This window comes from Pseudomonas sp. 9Ag (genome assembly GCF_902506445.1).
Taxonomy (GTDB): Bacteria; Pseudomonadota; Gammaproteobacteria; order Pseudomonadales; family Pseudomonadaceae; genus Stutzerimonas; species Stutzerimonas stutzeri_AB.
Genome location: NZ_LR733836.1, coordinates 4,109,047 through 4,123,345 on the forward strand (window position 1 = coordinate 4,109,047; position 14,299 = coordinate 4,123,345).

The 14,299-nt window shown below is 61.2% G+C and carries 17 protein-coding genes; 7 read left to right on the forward strand and 10 right to left on the reverse strand.

Annotated features, from left to right (window positions below):
- Nucleotides 1-4: 4 nt before the first annotated feature.
- The gene (locus ALTERO38_RS18795) at nt 5-553 is read right to left on the reverse strand and encodes an isoprenylcysteine carboxylmethyltransferase family protein (RefSeq protein WP_159969313.1); all 549 of its coding nucleotides are present in this window, start codon (nt 551-553) and stop codon (nt 5-7) included.
- A 92-nt stretch (nt 554-645) separates the two neighbouring features.
- Between ALTERO38_RS18795 and ALTERO38_RS18800 the strand changes: the two genes are divergently transcribed.
- Genes ALTERO38_RS18800 through ALTERO38_RS18825 form a run of 6 tightly spaced genes read left to right on the forward strand, consistent with a single transcriptional unit; the run spans nt 646 to nt 5,028 of the window.
- Nucleotides 646-1,053 carry a beta-hydroxyacyl-ACP dehydratase gene (locus tag ALTERO38_RS18800; RefSeq protein WP_148925899.1) on the forward strand — a complete coding sequence of 136 codons (408 nt, stop codon included), beginning with the start codon at nt 646-648 and terminating at the stop codon, nt 1,051-1,053.
- Nucleotides 1,046-1,930 (forward strand): ABC transporter ATP-binding protein, encoded by an 885-nt coding sequence (locus ALTERO38_RS18805; protein ID WP_159969314.1) that lies wholly within the window; start codon nt 1,046-1,048, stop codon nt 1,928-1,930. The genes ALTERO38_RS18800 and ALTERO38_RS18805 overlap by 8 nt, the downstream gene beginning before the upstream one ends.
- A complete protein-coding gene (locus ALTERO38_RS18810; protein ID WP_159969315.1) occupies nt 1,927-3,114 on the forward strand; it encodes an ABC transporter permease in 1,188 nt (395 codons plus the stop codon). The genes ALTERO38_RS18805 and ALTERO38_RS18810 overlap by 4 nt, the downstream gene beginning before the upstream one ends.
- Nucleotides 3,096-3,365, forward strand: a complete 270-nt coding sequence (locus ALTERO38_RS18815) for an acyl carrier protein (protein WP_148925896.1) — start codon at nt 3,096-3,098, stop codon at nt 3,363-3,365. Before ALTERO38_RS18810 ends, ALTERO38_RS18815 begins: the two co-directional genes overlap by 19 nt.
- Nucleotides 3,362-4,459, forward strand: coding sequence for a beta-ketoacyl synthase N-terminal-like domain-containing protein (locus ALTERO38_RS18820; RefSeq protein WP_148925895.1), 1,098 nt, complete (start codon nt 3,362-3,364; stop codon nt 4,457-4,459). The genes ALTERO38_RS18815 and ALTERO38_RS18820 overlap by 4 nt, the downstream gene beginning before the upstream one ends.
- A complete protein-coding gene (locus tag ALTERO38_RS18825; protein WP_148925894.1) occupies nt 4,456-5,028 on the forward strand; it encodes a hypothetical protein in 573 nt (190 codons plus the stop codon). Before ALTERO38_RS18820 ends, ALTERO38_RS18825 begins: the two co-directional genes overlap by 4 nt.
- Here the strand turns inward: ALTERO38_RS18825 and ALTERO38_RS18830 are convergent, their stop codons facing one another.
- From ALTERO38_RS18830 to ALTERO38_RS18845, 4 genes are read right to left on the reverse strand one after another with little or no spacing between them, the layout of a single operon-like run.
- Nucleotides 5,029-6,027 carry a BtrH N-terminal domain-containing protein gene (locus ALTERO38_RS18830; protein ID WP_148925893.1) on the reverse strand — a complete coding sequence of 333 codons (999 nt, stop codon included), beginning with the start codon at nt 6,025-6,027 and terminating at the stop codon, nt 5,029-5,031. It abuts the gene before it with no gap.
- The gene (locus ALTERO38_RS18835; protein ID WP_148925892.1) at nt 6,024-6,434 is read right to left on the reverse strand and encodes a hypothetical protein; all 411 of its coding nucleotides are present in this window, start codon (nt 6,432-6,434) and stop codon (nt 6,024-6,026) included. The genes ALTERO38_RS18830 and ALTERO38_RS18835 overlap by 4 nt, the downstream gene beginning before the upstream one ends.
- Nucleotides 6,424-7,587, reverse strand: a complete 1,164-nt coding sequence (locus ALTERO38_RS18840) for a beta-ketoacyl-ACP synthase III (protein ID WP_148925891.1) — start codon at nt 7,585-7,587, stop codon at nt 6,424-6,426. The genes ALTERO38_RS18835 and ALTERO38_RS18840 overlap by 11 nt, the downstream gene beginning before the upstream one ends.
- Before the next feature lie 21 nt (nt 7,588-7,608).
- The gene (locus tag ALTERO38_RS18845; RefSeq protein ID WP_148925890.1) at nt 7,609-8,523 is read right to left on the reverse strand and encodes a dialkylrecorsinol condensing enzyme; all 915 of its coding nucleotides are present in this window, start codon (nt 8,521-8,523) and stop codon (nt 7,609-7,611) included.
- Nucleotides 8,524-8,591: 68 nt separating this feature from the next.
- On the opposite strand from ALTERO38_RS18845, the gene ALTERO38_RS18850 reads away from it, so the two are divergent.
- Nucleotides 8,592-9,023 carry a DUF2141 domain-containing protein gene (locus ALTERO38_RS18850; RefSeq protein ID WP_256663920.1) on the forward strand — a complete coding sequence of 144 codons (432 nt, stop codon included), beginning with the start codon at nt 8,592-8,594 and terminating at the stop codon, nt 9,021-9,023.
- 3 nt (nt 9,024-9,026) lie between these two features.
- Here ALTERO38_RS18850 and ALTERO38_RS18855 read toward each other — a convergent pair whose 3' ends face one another.
- The 5 genes from ALTERO38_RS18855 to ALTERO38_RS18875 all read right to left on the reverse strand — a co-directional run bounded on the left by ALTERO38_RS18855 (nt 9,027) and on the right by ALTERO38_RS18875 (nt 14,219).
- A complete protein-coding gene (locus tag ALTERO38_RS18855) occupies nt 9,027-9,572 on the reverse strand; it encodes a lipocalin family protein (protein WP_148925888.1) in 546 nt (181 codons plus the stop codon).
- Between the two features lie 9 nt (nt 9,573-9,581).
- Complete coding sequence (gene bamE, locus ALTERO38_RS18860; protein ID WP_148925887.1) at nt 9,582-9,836, reverse strand: outer membrane protein assembly factor BamE; 255 nt, start codon at nt 9,834-9,836, stop codon at nt 9,582-9,584.
- Between the two features lie 99 nt (nt 9,837-9,935).
- Nucleotides 9,936-10,538, reverse strand: coding sequence for a DUF924 family protein (locus ALTERO38_RS18865; RefSeq protein WP_159969316.1), 603 nt, complete (start codon nt 10,536-10,538; stop codon nt 9,936-9,938).
- Between the two features lie 3 nt (nt 10,539-10,541).
- Entirely contained in the window at nt 10,542-11,552 is a 1,011-nt protein-coding gene (locus tag ALTERO38_RS18870; RefSeq protein WP_148925885.1) for a class 1 fructose-bisphosphatase, read from the reverse strand.
- 207 nt (nt 11,553-11,759) lie between these two features.
- The gene (locus ALTERO38_RS18875; RefSeq protein ID WP_148925884.1) at nt 11,760-14,219 is read right to left on the reverse strand and encodes a glycogen/starch/alpha-glucan phosphorylase; all 2,460 of its coding nucleotides are present in this window, start codon (nt 14,217-14,219) and stop codon (nt 11,760-11,762) included.
- Nucleotides 14,220-14,299 lie beyond the last annotated feature (80 nt).

A 14,299-nucleotide genomic window follows, 5' to 3' on the forward strand; every position in this document is an offset into this window, starting at 1 on the left:
CGCGCTACATGACAAAGGGGATAAAGCGTTTGCTGTGCTGCATGTACCGACGGTAGGGCTCGCCGAAATGTGCCAGGCACTCCTCCTCGTCACGCCTCGCGGTCAACAAGAGGAAGAGGCTCGCGGTGAGCCCGCATAACAGGCCCATCAAGTCGATCTGTTTAAAGAAAATGCCCCATGTCAGCAGCAGCAGCGAGGTGTAGAGCGGGTGGCGGATGTAGCGAAAAATGCCGGTAGTGACCAAGGTCGAGGTTTTCTCGAAGGCGAACAGTTCAGGGTCGGCCCGGCTCCGGTCCGGCTTGCCAAGGCGTTGCAGCAGCGTTAAACCTGCGACCAGCACGCCAATCGAGCTGAACAGCAACGCCCATGAAATCAACTGATGCGGCGCGAAACGGTCTTCGAACCAGACAGGCGCATTGAGCACCAGCAGCGCCAGAATCGCTTCCCAGGCGAAAAATCGATAGAAGCCATGCGATTTCGGCTGCCTAAAGACCGAGCGTGAGAGCCAGACAAGCACGGCCGAACCCACCACGAACACTCCCAACTGCAGCATTGCTTGTCCTCTTCTACGACCGGCCCGGAAGCAAACCCCCTCAAGCCGATCTGCTACACTCCGGCCCCGCCTTTCCCAGCGCAGCCATGACGATGGATCGAACCCGCCTGCTCAGCCTGCTACCGCACCAGGGCCCGGCCCTGTGGCTGGATCGGGTGCTCGAACATGACGCTACCGACATCTGCGGCCTCACCGCCTGGTCATACCTTGAGCCATTCGGCGTCGATGCGTCGCCCTGCCTGCTGTTCGAAGCTGCCGCACAGTTATGCGGCGCGCATGGTGCCCTATACGGTGCCGACAAATCCATCGAGACGGCCCTGGTCGCCAAACTCAGTGCCGTGCAGCTGCATCATGAGCCAGTCGAGCGCCGCGGTGCGCTGCAGGTCAGAGCTAGACAGGAATCCCTGAGCCCGGCCGGCGCGCTCTATGCGTTCAGCATCTACAGCCATGACCGAATGCTCGTCGACGGCCGACTATTGCTGGTGCTGACCCATGCTTGAGCTGCGTGGCGTAGGCTTCAGCTATCCGAATGCCGAGCAGCCGGCCCTGGCCGATATCAACCTGCGGATCGCGCCGGGTGAATGCCTTGGCCTACTCGGCAGCAACGGAGCAGGCAAAACCACCCTGCTTTCGCTGATCGCTGGCTTGCGCCAGCCACAACTAGGTGAAGTTCGCTGGAGTGATCAGCGCAGTATTGGCCTGATCCCTCAGCAGCCAGCGTTCTACGGCGGACTTTCGGTACGTGAAAACCTGCAGCTATTCGCCGACCTCTACGGTTTGCGCAGCGCGAAGCGCGCGGCCCGCCTGGCGGCGTGCTTGCACAGCACGCGTCTGGAAAAGCTGTTGGAGCAGCGCGCCGCCAACCTGTCCGGTGGTCAACAGCGCCGCCTCAATTTCGCTATCGGCTTGCTACAGCCCGCCGCCCTTTACCTGTTCGACGAGGCCACGGTCGGCGTCGATACGCAGTCCCGTCAGCTGTTGCTCGAGGCGGTGGAACAGCTGACCGGCGAGGGTAGCGCTGTGATCTACACCAGCCATTACCTGGAGGAAATCGAGCGCTTGGCACACCGCATCCTGATCCTCGATGAGGGCAAGGTGCGCCTCGATCTGGACAAACGCCAGATGCTCGGCGACGACCACGGCCTTCTGCTCGAATGGCCTGGAGCCGCGCCCGGTGGACTCGATGCGTTGTTCGCCGAACTCAAACTGCTGCCTTTGGCGACGCCCAACGGCTGCCGTATCGAGCGCATTGATGCAGCCCAGTTGGCGTGTCTTTGTCAGTTCATCGCCAGCCAGCCACAACAGCCCAACCTGCTGCGTTTCGGGCGCCCCTCACTGGAACAGCTTTACCTGCATATCAACGGAGGCCAGGTATGAAGCTATGGGCGCTGGTACGTAAGGAATGGCTGCTACTGACTCGCGATTACCATGCCCTTGGCGTGCTGTTTCTCATGCCGGTGCTTTTCGTGCTGTTGATGGCCTCGGCCCTCGGTGAGATCAACCAGGACCGGCTACCCGCGCTACGCCTTACTGTTGAAGTGCCTTCGCCGGGGGAGGAAAGCGCCTTCTTTGACGCTGCACTGCGCCAGCAGCTGGATGACAGCGACGTAGTGGATGGTACAGACGAAGCCATTCCGCGCATCCGTCTCGCCGATAAGTTTGCAGAACAGCTGCTAGATACCGAACGTGTCAGCCTGAGCCTGATCTTTCCCGCCAGCAGTGATGCTATGACCCGCCAGCGCCTGCGTAGCGCAGCCGAGGTCGCGCTGGCACAGACACGCCTGATGGTGTTTCTGCTCGACAGTGGCGAACTGGACCCTGACGCCACGCTCAAGGAGCGGCTGGAGTTGATCAGACAGCGTACTGACATCCGCGTGGACGAGCAGATCCAGCTCGCCAGCGGAGAGCTCGACCACCGGGCCAACGCCACCCAGCATAGCGTGCCGGCCTGGCTGATCTTCGGCATGTTCTTTGTCATGCTGCCCATGGCCAATAGCTTTCAACGCGAGCAGCAAAGTGGAACCCTGCTGCGTTTCCGTAGCCTGGGGCTGGGCATGGGCACATTGGCGCTAAGCAAGCTGTTGCCGTATCTGGCAATCAACCTGTTGCAATTTGTCCTGCTGTTGGCAATCGGCGTCTGGGCTTTGCCGCTGCTCGGCCTGCCAGCTTTGCTATTACCGGGCAGCATCGCGGGCTACGTGCTGCTCGCCTTCAGCTTATCTGCCGCGGCCTGCTGCCTTGGGCTGGCCATCGCCAGTCTTGCCCGCAGCGGCGAACAAGCGTTGATGCTTAGCGGCGGTATCAACCTGATTCTCGCCGCGATTGGCGGCGTCATGGTGCCCAAGAGTGTAATGCCCGACGCCATGGCCCGCCTCGCAGAAGTGTCGCCTATGAGTTGGGCGCTGGACGCCTTTCTGGCGCTGCTGGTCGGTCAGGGAAGCCTGTCCGATGTAGCGTCCGACTGCGCCCGTCTACTCCTGTTCGCAGCCTTGGTCGGCATTGCAGCGCTTTCCCTGTTTAAGAAGAGATTGAACGACACCCAATGGACGACACACGGCTAAAACAAGCACTCAAGCAACTGCTGATTCGCGAATGTGACAAGCAGGACGACATCGACTGGCAAAGCATCGAGGATAGCGAGCCCCTGTTCGGCCAGCAGAGCCGCGTACAGATGGACAGCCTGGATGCCCTGCAGGTATCACTGGCCCTGCAGCAGCATTACGGTGTGCGTATAGAAGGCGCCAAGGATGGCCGCCGCGTTCTCAATACCATCGACAGCATCGCTGCATTCATCCGGCAACAGCAGCCGTGACACCGGTTTATCTGGCATCTGCGCAACTGTACAGCGCGCTGGGCGCCGATCTGCAAAGTGCCGCAGCAGCCTGCATCGAAGGTCGTTTGCCTACACCTGAATGGTTCATGCTCCGCGAGTTCAACCAGCAGCGTCCGTACCTGAGAGCGGTCGGCGCAGGAGTGCCGCTGCGTCAGCGACTGGGGACAATGATTGCCGAGCATGATGATGGCGGATTATCAGACTGCCTGTTGATACTCGCCTCGACTACGCTGGATATCTCAGGCATCGAGTGCCGAGTTGCTGCGGGCGAGACGCTGGGAAACGATATGGCCCCAGCGCTCGATACGCTGGCTGATGAGCTGCGCGGCGCCTGGGGTTTCGCCTCGGCATTTACGCTCAACACCGCCTGCACCAGTGCCGCAAACGGCCTCCTCTACGCTGCGCGTCTTGTCGCCGAAAATCGCTACAGACGTGCCTTGGTACTGGCTTTCGAAAGCCCGAGCCAAGTGACCCGACAGGGCTTCGCCGTGCTCGAGCTGACCAGTGCCAGTGGCGCTTATCGGCCCTTTCATCCCGAGCGCGACGGACTGATTCTCGGCGAAGCCTATGCGGCTGTCATGCTCAGCCGCGAGCCTGGCCAGGCGCCGCTGGGGCGCCTGCTTGGAGGGTTCAGCGCCTGCGATACCAGTAGCCTGACCAGCACCCTCGAAGACGGCAGCCACATCGACTGGGTCATACGTCGAGCATTGCAGGATGCAGAGCTAACGCCAGCGCAAATTGGCGTAGCCAAGCTGCATGGCACCGCGACCCAGGCCAACGACCGTGCCGAGAGCAATGGCATGCGACGCACCTTCGGAGAGGCATTACCGCCGATGTGTGTGCTGAAACCTTACTTGGGCCATACCCTAGGAGCCTGTGGTCTGAGCGAAACCTTGCTGATGCTTCAGGCGCTGCGCCAGGGCCCATTGCCCGCGGTAGGCTATGGCGAGCATGCGCTGTTGCCGCTAACGGCAGAACCACTTCGCGTGCCCGCCGACAGCCTGCTGCTGGCCAACTATTTCGGCTTTGGCGGCAACAACGCGAGCTTGGTGTTGCAGGGAATTGCAGCATGAAGGTGGTAGCCGCCTCACGTATAACCGGCCGAGGCGTTTCCGACGCAGCGCTGAAGCAGGGCCTGAGCCCATACGTATCAAGCCCTCCCCGCCGGATCGACCGTCTCTCGCTGTTGGCGTTACTTGGCGCGGCCCCGCTTAAGCCCGTGCTGCAGATCGACAGCGCGGTCTATCTCGCGGCGACTTACCCGGCGCGACCAAACATGTTCGCCTTGCTCGATGCCGTGTGCGTGCACAACAGGCTTCCCAAACCCTTTGAGTTCGTTAACAGCGTCAGCAATGCGGCCGGGTTTCATGTTGCTCAACAGCTGGGGATCAACGGCCCAAACCTCTTTATTGGTGCGGGGGCTCAGGTGTGGCGCGACCTACTTGAACTCGCCAGCTGCGACCTCGAGTCGGCCCAGGTCCAGCAGGCACTGTTGCTGCTCGTCGACGAAGATCATGACGAGGGGTTCAGCGTGCAGAGCCTGGTGGTCGAAAGCGGTGGGGACGCGCTTGTCAGCGACAGCTTCGAGCGGCTGACCAGGGGTATCGAAGTGCTGCGTTTCGAATTGGGCGGCGACACTTGATCAGCGGCGCTTCACCCAATCAGCCAACTGACGCACCAATGCCCGCTCCTGCAGCGCGATGGCATCAAGCATGGTCGCGATAGCTGCAAAATCTCCACCGCCGTCCTTGTTGCGACACTGCCGGACGCAAGCAGAGGCAAACTGACGCCAGTCATCGCCAATCGCCGTCAGTCGGGCAGCGGCTTCGTTGAGTGTCGCATCACCGAGCAGGGCGCCGGATTCCTGCAGGAAACTCGCGTACATGAAGCGGAAACCGGCACCACCGGTACCAATCTCTTCCTGCATGCGCACGATATGGGTCAGGTAGAGCCGGTTGTGTTTGACCTGGTTCGGGTCGAGCTTGCGAACCTGGGTGGCGAGATGGCGAATTCCACGGATACCGATCCAGGGCAGCGGCATGCCGTCGAGGATACGTGTGGTGGACAACACGCTCCGACGAATCAGACGCTCCCAATCCGGCGCTTGAGGCACGTCATCAACCCAGTACATCAGCCCTTTGGCCGCCAGCGCGCCCTTGGCGAAACGCGCTTTCTGCAAGTCCACTGCAGGACAGCGCACCGGCTCCTCGAACACTGGGTCGCTGAGCAGGTAATCGTCCCCGTCGCGCCCGTAGGCCAGCAGGTTGTGCGCATTGAAATGAAAGCGCATCTCCGGCGGAAAGTACGGTAACCAGAACACCGAGCTTTGCAGACCAGCCAGCCGTCCGGCGGCCAGCGCATGGTCGAGCGCCAGGCGGCCTTTCTCCGGATCGTTGAAGGTCGCGGTGTGCAGCCTGGCACCGAGGCGTTTGCTCAAGGTCTTGATGATGTGTTTCGGCGGCATGCGATAGGCAATCAGCGGCATGCCGCCAAGCTTGATGATCGGCAGGTAGGCGAACGCCAGCCCAGACGCCAGGCCGAAGGCCATCGGCTCGCTCATCGGCAGGCCAGCGTGGGTGAGCAGATTGGCCATCACCCCGCTTTCGCAGTGGGCGCTTTGCCGGTGCTGAAAAGCACTCATCGTGGTGGCTCCTGCTGATAGCGGATCAGATCGGCGACATCCAGGCCAAAGGCATCGGCGTAGCGCCTCAGAATGCCGACACCGAGACGGCGGTAGTCGGCAGGACGGAAATGCCGGCGGATGCGCCACTGCCAGAGCCCGGTGATCTGTGCCAGCGCAGCCTCGTCGAGGCGATAGCGATACATCAGACACTTGAGCGGTGAGGCTTGTCCTGCCTTCCATTCGGCAAGGGCGAGGGCTTCCTGTTCTTCCAACTCACTTACGGCAAGCTGGGTAGAAAATGCCTCGGCTTCCCAGCCGTCGCTACGCGTCTCGCAATAGCGGCCTTGTTCGTCAGTGGCATACACCAGCTTGCGATGGCCACCGTAGGTGCTGCTGTGGTCCTGCGGAACGTCCTCAAGCCTCATCGAGGTCGCCCTGCACAACGGTCATCTGCAAAAACGCACTGGAGAATCGCCCGCTTTCAGGCACATAGCCGAGCAAGCGCTGGCCGGGCTCGAGCCGGCCGCTGTGAAACAGCTCTTCAAGCATGATGAAGAACGAGGCCGCGCCCGTGTTGCCCTTGCTGGTTAAGTTGGTAAACCAGCGCGACTGCGGTATCGCAAAGTCTATGCGGGCCAGGCCGTCAGCAAGCCGATCGCGGAAAAACTCCGATGAATAATGAGGTAGGAACCAGTCGATATCACCAGGATCCAGATCGCGGCGCTTGCGAATACGCTGCAGCGCCTGCTCAACGGTCACCTCGACGATGTTCTCGTTGAGCAGTTTCACGTTCTGCTTGATCGCCATCACCGAGCGGCGGTTGCGCTCATCGCCATCCATGCGGCTCCAGCCGACCAGCTGCTCATCCTGCATTTCCGCGCCAGCGTACATACAGGCTGGAAACTGATCGGCGAACGAAAGGATGTCGATCCAGTCGATGCGTAGACTTAGACCCGTAGCGTTCGGCTGATTCTCGAGCCACACCGCGCCGGCACCATCGGAAAGCATCCAGCGCAGAAAATCCTTTTCGAAGGCCAGTTCGGGGCTGCGCTCCAGATCGTCGGCAACGCTGTCGATCTCGCTGGAGAAGTTACGTGCCTGCATCAAGGCCGAGGCGACTTCCGAGCCACAGGCCACGGCGTTACTGCTCTCGCCGCTGGCGACGCTGAGCCAGGCATATTTCAGTCCGCTGACCCCACATAGGCAGATGCCGGCCGTGGTGACCACCTCACAGGGTGGGTTACCTAGCTCGCCATGCACCATCACTGCGTGGCCGGGCATGATCTGATCGGGGGAGGAGGTGCTGGCAACCAGGCACTGAATATCCTGCAGCTCGGCTGGGCTCGCCAGGCCACGAATGGCAGCGGCGGCGAGTTGGGCATTGGTCATGCTCGGCTGGCCACTAATCGGATCAATCACATAGTGGCGCTGGCGGATGCCGTTGCGTCGCAAGACGATGGAACGCGCGCGCGATGGACGCTCGCCAACCTGGCCGAGACGCGCCTCCATGTCTTCGTTGCTCACAGGAGCATGAGGCAGACAGGCACTGATGCGGTTGATGTAAACGGGGCGGGTCACTGGCGGCAGTCCTCGATACGGTTACTCACCGGATGGCGCGGCGAAGTAGGCTTTTTCACGCTTGATCCGTTTCTGGGTCAGCGGACTGAGTAAGCGCTTGAGCAGGGCCGTGATCGGAACCACGGTGACGATCAGGCTCAGCAAGAAGATGATGTAGACGATCAGCCCGACACGCCGACGCAGGCTCCGTTGCGGGCCGAGGGCTGCCAACAACGTGCCCCACGCTTTGAAGCTGCGCGTGCCGACACGCTCGCTGGCGATCAGTTGTTCATTTATCCGAACCGCACCGAGCCCCTGCAGCATGGGTTGTTCGATTGCACCGGGTGAGGCCAGACGGTCGGCGATGGCAATGCCAAAGCGCTGCGCCCCAGCGATTTCGGCCTCACTGATTCCCGCCTTCGGCAACCAGGCAATGGGCTGGCGGCGTCCGGTGAACATCCACAGCGGTGTCGCCAGAAAGCTCGCGGCGCTGCCACATTCATCGACCAGCGCGATGTTGTCGACCAGATGCGCGCCCAGTTCGTCGAGACGGCCCTTGAGTTTTTCCTGAGCCATCAACCACATGTTGCGACAGCCAATCAGGGTGACCACCGGCGTGTCCCGGAGCAGACGCGACGCTTCTGGAGACGCGAGAAAACTGGTGATCGGCCGCGACGGTGCAAGGAACCAGACCTGGTAAGCGAGGATGATCAGGTCATAACGCTTGTCAGGGTCGACCTGCAGGGGCTGCAGCGGCTCGGGCCGCATCAGTACCGTCTCGGGGAAGATGCTGAAAAAGGTGAGAAATGGCCAGGGAAAGGGGTAAGGTGTCGCCGGCTGCACTGTCAGATAGTCCACCTGCAGACCGTCGTGCCGCATCAGCGGCGCGCAGACCGACCGCACTAGCCGATCGAGCTGACCCGTTTGCGAATAGTGGACGACCAATACCTGGCGCATTGAACTTTCTGACCCTGAAAATGGTCGCGATTATGCCACAGCGCTTTCATCGAAACGTAACGTACCGCTTGCTGGCGCTCTGGCTACCGACGCTCGGTACGTCCGCAGCACAGGCCGCCGACATTCGCGTGCAACTGAACGGCGACCGTCCCGGTGTCGTGCATGCCTCGCTGCACGCAGCAGACGACCACGACTGGACGTCGCCACTGAGGCAGATCCGAGGTAACAGCGACGGCATTATTTTCGAGGACGTATCGCCGGGCCGTTATGCCGTTCAGCTGTTTGTCGACAGCAATGGCAACGGGCAGCTCGATGTCAGCCCGCGCGGTATTCCGCAGGAGCCGGTGGGTTTTTCAGGAAATCCAGGGTTATTCAGAGGCAAGCCCGACACACAAGGAAGCGCATTCGAGCACGGCGACGGAGAGAGTCAGGTCGCTATCAGAATGCGTCAGCGGCGACCGGCTGCTCCTGCCCGCGCGCAGCCGGGCCATGGCGGCTGAAGCTCAGCCCGCCTCGCCACGCCAGATCAGCTCGCTGGTGTCATAGCCCCGCTTACGCGCTTCGTCGAGCAGCTTGTCGCGCGTATTGGCGTCGATTTCTTTGTCTCGCGACAGTAGCCAGAGGTTGTCTCGGTCCGGGCTGCCGACCAGTGCGACGCTGTAGTCGTCGGCCAGATATAGGATCCAATAGTGACCCTTGGTCAGGCCTGGAAAAATATTGCTGAACCAGTTGTCGAAGCGAACCCAGAGCTTGTCTGTCTTGCCTTGCTGCTGCGGCACGGCCTCACCGCGCGCCTCTTGCTGCTCACCGTCTTCGGTTTCGCAACGATTGGTCACCGCCACACTGCCGTCGTCCTGCAGGCGGTAGTTCGCCTGCGATCGCACGCAGTTGCGCTGAAAAAACATCGGCAGGCGCGCCTGCTCGTACCAAGTGCCTTGATAGCGTTCCAGATTGACCTTGCCAGCGGTTTCCGGCTCGTCCGCACTGCTACCGGCACCGGCGCATCCGGTGATCAGCAGTGCAGAAAAAAGCGCAGCGCCCAGACGCATAGGGACTCCCTATTTCAGGCCTTGGCCCGAAAACATCATGACTTTGTCACCAGCGAACTGGATGCTGATAAAACGGTTTTTCTGCCCCCAGGTACAGCTCGACATGCCTAGCGCGCCAGCGCACTCGCCCGGTTTGCCTAGCACTTTTTCGACCTCGGCACGGGACATTCCCGCCTGCAGTTTGGCGAAGTTTTCCTGGGTGACCGGGCTGCACGCAGCCAACAGCACAACAGCAACGATCAACGATAGATAACGCAACGACATGGCAGATTCCTTTATTCCGAGTCAGCGGCGGGCCTTGCTTGGCCTTGCCTTGCGGTAACAGATAGAAAACAAGCCGCCCAGGAAGGTTCCTCGGCAAAGCTAGAAGCGGGAGCCAGGCTCAGTGAGAAAAGCCCGTTCAGCCTCGCTAGAGCTGCGCCCAAGAATCGCATTGCGATGGGGGAAACGGCCGAAACGCGCAATGACTTGCCGGTGGCGCTCAGCGAAGTCGAGAAAGCCGGCAAAAAGGTTTTGCTCATCGGCATCGGCTATGCCCAGAAGCTGCTCGAACTGCTGCACGGCCTGATCCTGCACGCTGAGGTTTTCAGCGTGTTCTAGCACCAGATAGATGAATACTCGCTGGAGCGGCGCCAGCAGAACATCGCCGCCATGAGCCATGCCCTCCCGCACGAGCTGCAGCGCTCGTTCGTCGCCGGCATAGGCCCTCGGTGTGCCGCGATAGATCATGCGTGGGAGTTGATCAAGCATAAGGACGAGCGCGAGCCAGCCATGCGGCGACTCAGCCCACTCGCTCAACTCACCAGCGAGCGCGCGCTCAGTCAGATCACCGAAACGCTCGCGGGCTTCGGCATCCTGTTCGGGCTTGTAACCGAACCAGAGGCCGTTTTTTGCGTCAGCTATATCACGAGCGGTAGCGCCCTCACCGAACCACCAGTCCAGCAGGTCCTGCGAGGGCAAGCTCACCTGTCAGGCCTTGTGGTAGGCAGTGACGCGCTCGACTTCTTCCTTCGAACCCAGGAACACCGGCACACGCTGGTGCAGCGACTCGGGCTGAACGTCGAGGATACGCTGAATGCCGGTGGTTGCTGCGCCACCGGCCTGTTCGATGATGAAGGACATCGGGTTGGCTTCATACATCAGGCGCAGCTTGCCAGCCTTGCCCGGCTCGCGAGAGTCCTTGGGATACATGAACATGCCACCGCGGGTCAGGATGCGGTGCACGTCGGCCACCATCGAGGCGATCCAGCGCATGTTGTAGTTCTTGTTCAGCGGGCCTTCGTTGCCGGCCAACAATTCACCCACGTAGCGCTGAACCGGTGCCTCCCAGTGGCGCTGGTTGGACATGTTGATAGCGAATTCAGCGGTGCTTTCCGGAACGCGGATGTTCTCATGGGTCAGCACGAAGCTGCCCAGTTCGCGGTCGAGGGTAAAGCCCATGACGCCGTTGCCCAACGTCAGCATCAGCATGGTTTGCGGTCCGTAGATCGCATAACCCGCAGCGACCTGCTTGGTGCCCGGCTGCAGGAATGCTTCCTCACCGAGCGCATCGTTCTGCGTGAAGCATTCACCGGGGCAGCGCAGCACGGAGAAGATGGTGCCGACCGACACGTTGACATCGATATTGCTGGAGCCGTCCAGCGGATCGAAGACCAGCAAATAGGCGCCTTTCGGGTACTTGCCAGGAATCTGGTAAGCATTGTCCATCTCTTCAGACGCCATGCCGGCCAGATGGCCGCCCCATTCGTTGGCCTCGAGCAGGATCTCATTAGAGAGCACGTCGAGTTTCTTTTGGACTTCGCCCTGGATGTTCTCGGTTTCGGTCGCGCCGAGAACGCCGCCCAGCGCGCCCTTGGAAACGGCGTAGCTGATCTCCTTGCACGCTCGAGCCACTACTTCGATAAGGAAGCGCAGATCTGCAGGGGTGTTGTTGCTGCGGGTCTGCTCAATCAAGTAGCGACTCAGGGTTACGCGTGACATGGAATGGCTCCGGAGGATGGATAAGCCCGCGCAGTTTAGCAGGCCGGGGGGAAACTAACCCTCCCTCAGACCGTCCGACAGGCCCCAGAGTTCAGCGAAGCGGCAAAGTGCCTGCAGGCACCCTTTCGCCAATCTGGAGCCACGTCCCCTACGCGGAGGCGGCATCGGTCCAAGCAGCCATGCCGACAAGCCGCCCCACATCGCCCGTCAGAGCACCTTCCAGATCTCCTGAGCGTACTCACGGATAGTACGGTCCGACGAGAACCAGCCAGTACGCGCCGTATTGAGCACTGCCGAGCGCCACCAGCTGTCGGCGTCGCGCCAGCGCGCTTCAACCTCCAGCTGCGCCGCCCAGTAGGCTTCGAAGTCGGCACACACCATGAAGGTGTCGTGCCATTTCAAGCCGTCAATCAAGGCGGTATAACGACCCGGGTCTTCAGCCGAGAAGGCGCCGTTGCGGATCGCCATCAGGACTTCGTTGAGCCGCGGCGAACCGATAATGGTGGCTTCGGCGTTGTACTCGTTGGCCTGTTTGCGCGCCTCGACTTCCTGCGCGGTCATGCCAAAGATGAACATGTGGTCGGCACCAATCTGCTCGCACATCTCGACGTTGGCGCCATCCAGCGTTCCGATGGTCAGCGCGCCGTTGAGGGCGAACTTCATGTTGCTGGTCCCCGACGCCTCGAGTCCGGCGGTGGAGATCTGCTCGGACAGATCCGCGGCGGGGATGATGCGCTCGGCCAGACTGACGTTGTAGTTCGGCAGGAACACGACCTTCAGCAGACCACGCACGGTCGGATCATCGTTGATGGTCCGCGCGATATCGTTGGTCAGTTTGATGATCAGTTTGGCCGTGTGATAACTGGCCGCCGCCTTGCCGGCAAAGATCTTCACGCGCGGCACCCAATGGCCGCCCGGATCCGAGCGAATCGCCTGATACAACGCGACGGTATGCAGCAGGTTCAGCAGCTGACGCTTGTACTCGTGGATGCGTTTGACGTGCACATCGAACAGCGCATTTGGGTCAACACTGATCCCCAGCCGCTCCTGAATCATGCGCGCCAGCAACTTCTTGTTGCCCAGGCGCTGGGCGGCGAAGCGGGCGCGGAAGTCCGGCTGATCGGCGTAGGGCTCCAACTGACGTAGTAGTGTCTCCGGCGAGTCGAGCAGTTCCTCGCCGATATGCTCGACCAGCAGACGGGTCAGCTGCGGGTTGGCCTGATACAGCCAGCGGCGGAAGGTGATGCCGTTGGTCTTGTTGCTGATCCGCTTGGGGTACAGCGAATGCAGATCGGTGAACACCGTTTCGCGCATCAGGCCGGTGTGCAGCGCTGATACACCGTTGACGCAATGCGAACCGAGAAACGCCAGGTTGCCCATACGCACGCGACGGCCGTGGCCTTCTTCGATCAGCGAGACCGAGCGCAGCAGGTTGACGTCATGGATGCCGCGCTCACGCAAGGCATCGAGATGCTGGGCGTTGATCAGATAGATGATCTGCATGTGCCGCGGCAGCAGGCGCTCCATCAGCCCGACAGGCCAGGTTTCCAGCGCTTCGGGCAGCAGCGTGTGGTTGGTGTAGGACAGGGTGCCAACCGTCAGCTCCCACGCCTTGCGCCACGGGATGTCGTGCACGTCCACCAGCAGGCGCATCAGCTCGGCAACGGCAATGGCCGGGTGCGTGTCGTTGAGCTGGATCGAAGCGAATTCGGGCAGGTTCATCAGTGTGCCGCGCTGGTCTAGATGCCGGCGCAAGAGGTCCTGCAAGGATGCCGCAACGAAGAAATACTCCTGCCGCAGGCGCAACTCCTGCCCGGCTTCGGTGCTGTCGGCGGGATACAGCACGCGCGAAATACTCTCAGCGCGTGCTTCCTCGGCGACCGCACCGATGTGATCGCCCGCGTTGAAGCGCTCCAGATGGAAGTCCGCCTCCGCCCGCGCACGCCAGAGGCGCAGCGTGTTGACGCTAGCACCGCGCCACCCCACCACGGGCGTGTCATAGGCAATCGCGCGAACCCCTTCGGCCCAATGCCAGAAATGCTTGGGTTGATCGCTGCTGCTGCCATCGGAGGGCATCGCCGCCACGCTGCCGCCAAAGCCGATCAGGTAGCTGACTTCCGGACGCTCGAACTCCCATGGATTGCCGAAGTTCAACCAGGTTTCGGTCTGCTCGTGTTGCCAGCCGTCGACGATGGCCTGGCGGAACAGGCCATGGTCGTAGCGGATGCCGTAGCCATGCGCGGCCACACCGAGGGTCGCCATGCTTTCCATGAAGCAAGCCGCAAGCCGACCCAACCCACCATTGCCCAGTGCAGCATCAGGTTCCAATGTACGGATGCGCTCGAAGTCGATGTCTACGCCGGCCAGCGCCTCGCGCGCCACATCGAGCAGGCCCAGATTGCTGAGACTGTCGGTAAGCAGGCGGCCGATGAGAAATTCCAGCGAGAGGTAATAGACCCGCTTCTTCCCTTCACGGTAACCCTGCCGAGTACGGTCCATCCACTGGTCGATCATGCGGTCACGCGTCGCCAGCGCCACCGCCTCGAACCAGTCATGGTCGGAGGCATGCTCGGGGTCCTTGCCGATCGAGTAGGTCAGCTTGCTGATCACGTTTTCCCGAAAAGCGGCGACCTCGTCAGCGTTGGGAGCAGTCGTTTCTTGCGTCATGGACAGACCTCATGCAGCGGGTGAAGGGATATGAAGGATTCATGGCAGCGCCAGGCCACCTCGGAAAAACCGCACTACAG

What these genes read in the sequence shown, in the direction of transcription:
- ALTERO38_RS18795 (WP_159969313.1), bottom strand. Translation starts at nt 553, where the DNA reads ATGCTGCAGTTGGGAGTGTTCGTGGTGGGTTCGGCCGTGCTTGTCTGG.
- ALTERO38_RS18800 (WP_148925899.1), top strand. Translation starts at nt 646, where the DNA reads ATGGATCGAACCCGCCTGCTCAGCCTGCTACCGCACCAGGGCCCGGCC.
- ALTERO38_RS18805 (WP_159969314.1), top strand. Translation starts at nt 1,046, where the DNA reads ATGCTTGAGCTGCGTGGCGTAGGCTTCAGCTATCCGAATGCCGAGCAG.
- ALTERO38_RS18810 (WP_159969315.1), top strand. Translation starts at nt 1,927, where the DNA reads ATGAAGCTATGGGCGCTGGTACGTAAGGAATGGCTGCTACTGACTCGC.
- ALTERO38_RS18815 (WP_148925896.1), top strand. Translation starts at nt 3,096, where the DNA reads ATGGACGACACACGGCTAAAACAAGCACTCAAGCAACTGCTGATTCGC.
- ALTERO38_RS18825 (WP_148925894.1), top strand. Translation starts at nt 4,456, where the DNA reads ATGAAGGTGGTAGCCGCCTCACGTATAACCGGCCGAGGCGTTTCCGAC.
- ALTERO38_RS18830 (WP_148925893.1), bottom strand. Translation starts at nt 6,027, where the DNA reads ATGAGTGCTTTTCAGCACCGGCAAAGCGCCCACTGCGAAAGCGGGGTG.
- ALTERO38_RS18835 (WP_148925892.1), bottom strand. Translation starts at nt 6,434, where the DNA reads ATGAGGCTTGAGGACGTTCCGCAGGACCACAGCAGCACCTACGGTGGC.
- ALTERO38_RS18845 (WP_148925890.1), bottom strand. Translation starts at nt 8,523, where the DNA reads ATGCGCCAGGTATTGGTCGTCCACTATTCGCAAACGGGTCAGCTCGAT.
- ALTERO38_RS18855 (WP_148925888.1), bottom strand. Translation starts at nt 9,572, where the DNA reads ATGCGTCTGGGCGCTGCGCTTTTTTCTGCACTGCTGATCACCGGATGC.
- bamE (WP_148925887.1), bottom strand. Translation starts at nt 9,836, where the DNA reads ATGTCGTTGCGTTATCTATCGTTGATCGTTGCTGTTGTGCTGTTGGCT.
- ALTERO38_RS18870 (WP_148925885.1), bottom strand. Translation starts at nt 11,552, where the DNA reads ATGTCACGCGTAACCCTGAGTCGCTACTTGATTGAGCAGACCCGCAGC.
- ALTERO38_RS18875 (WP_148925884.1), bottom strand. Translation starts at nt 14,219, where the DNA reads ATGACGCAAGAAACGACTGCTCCCAACGCTGACGAGGTCGCCGCTTTT.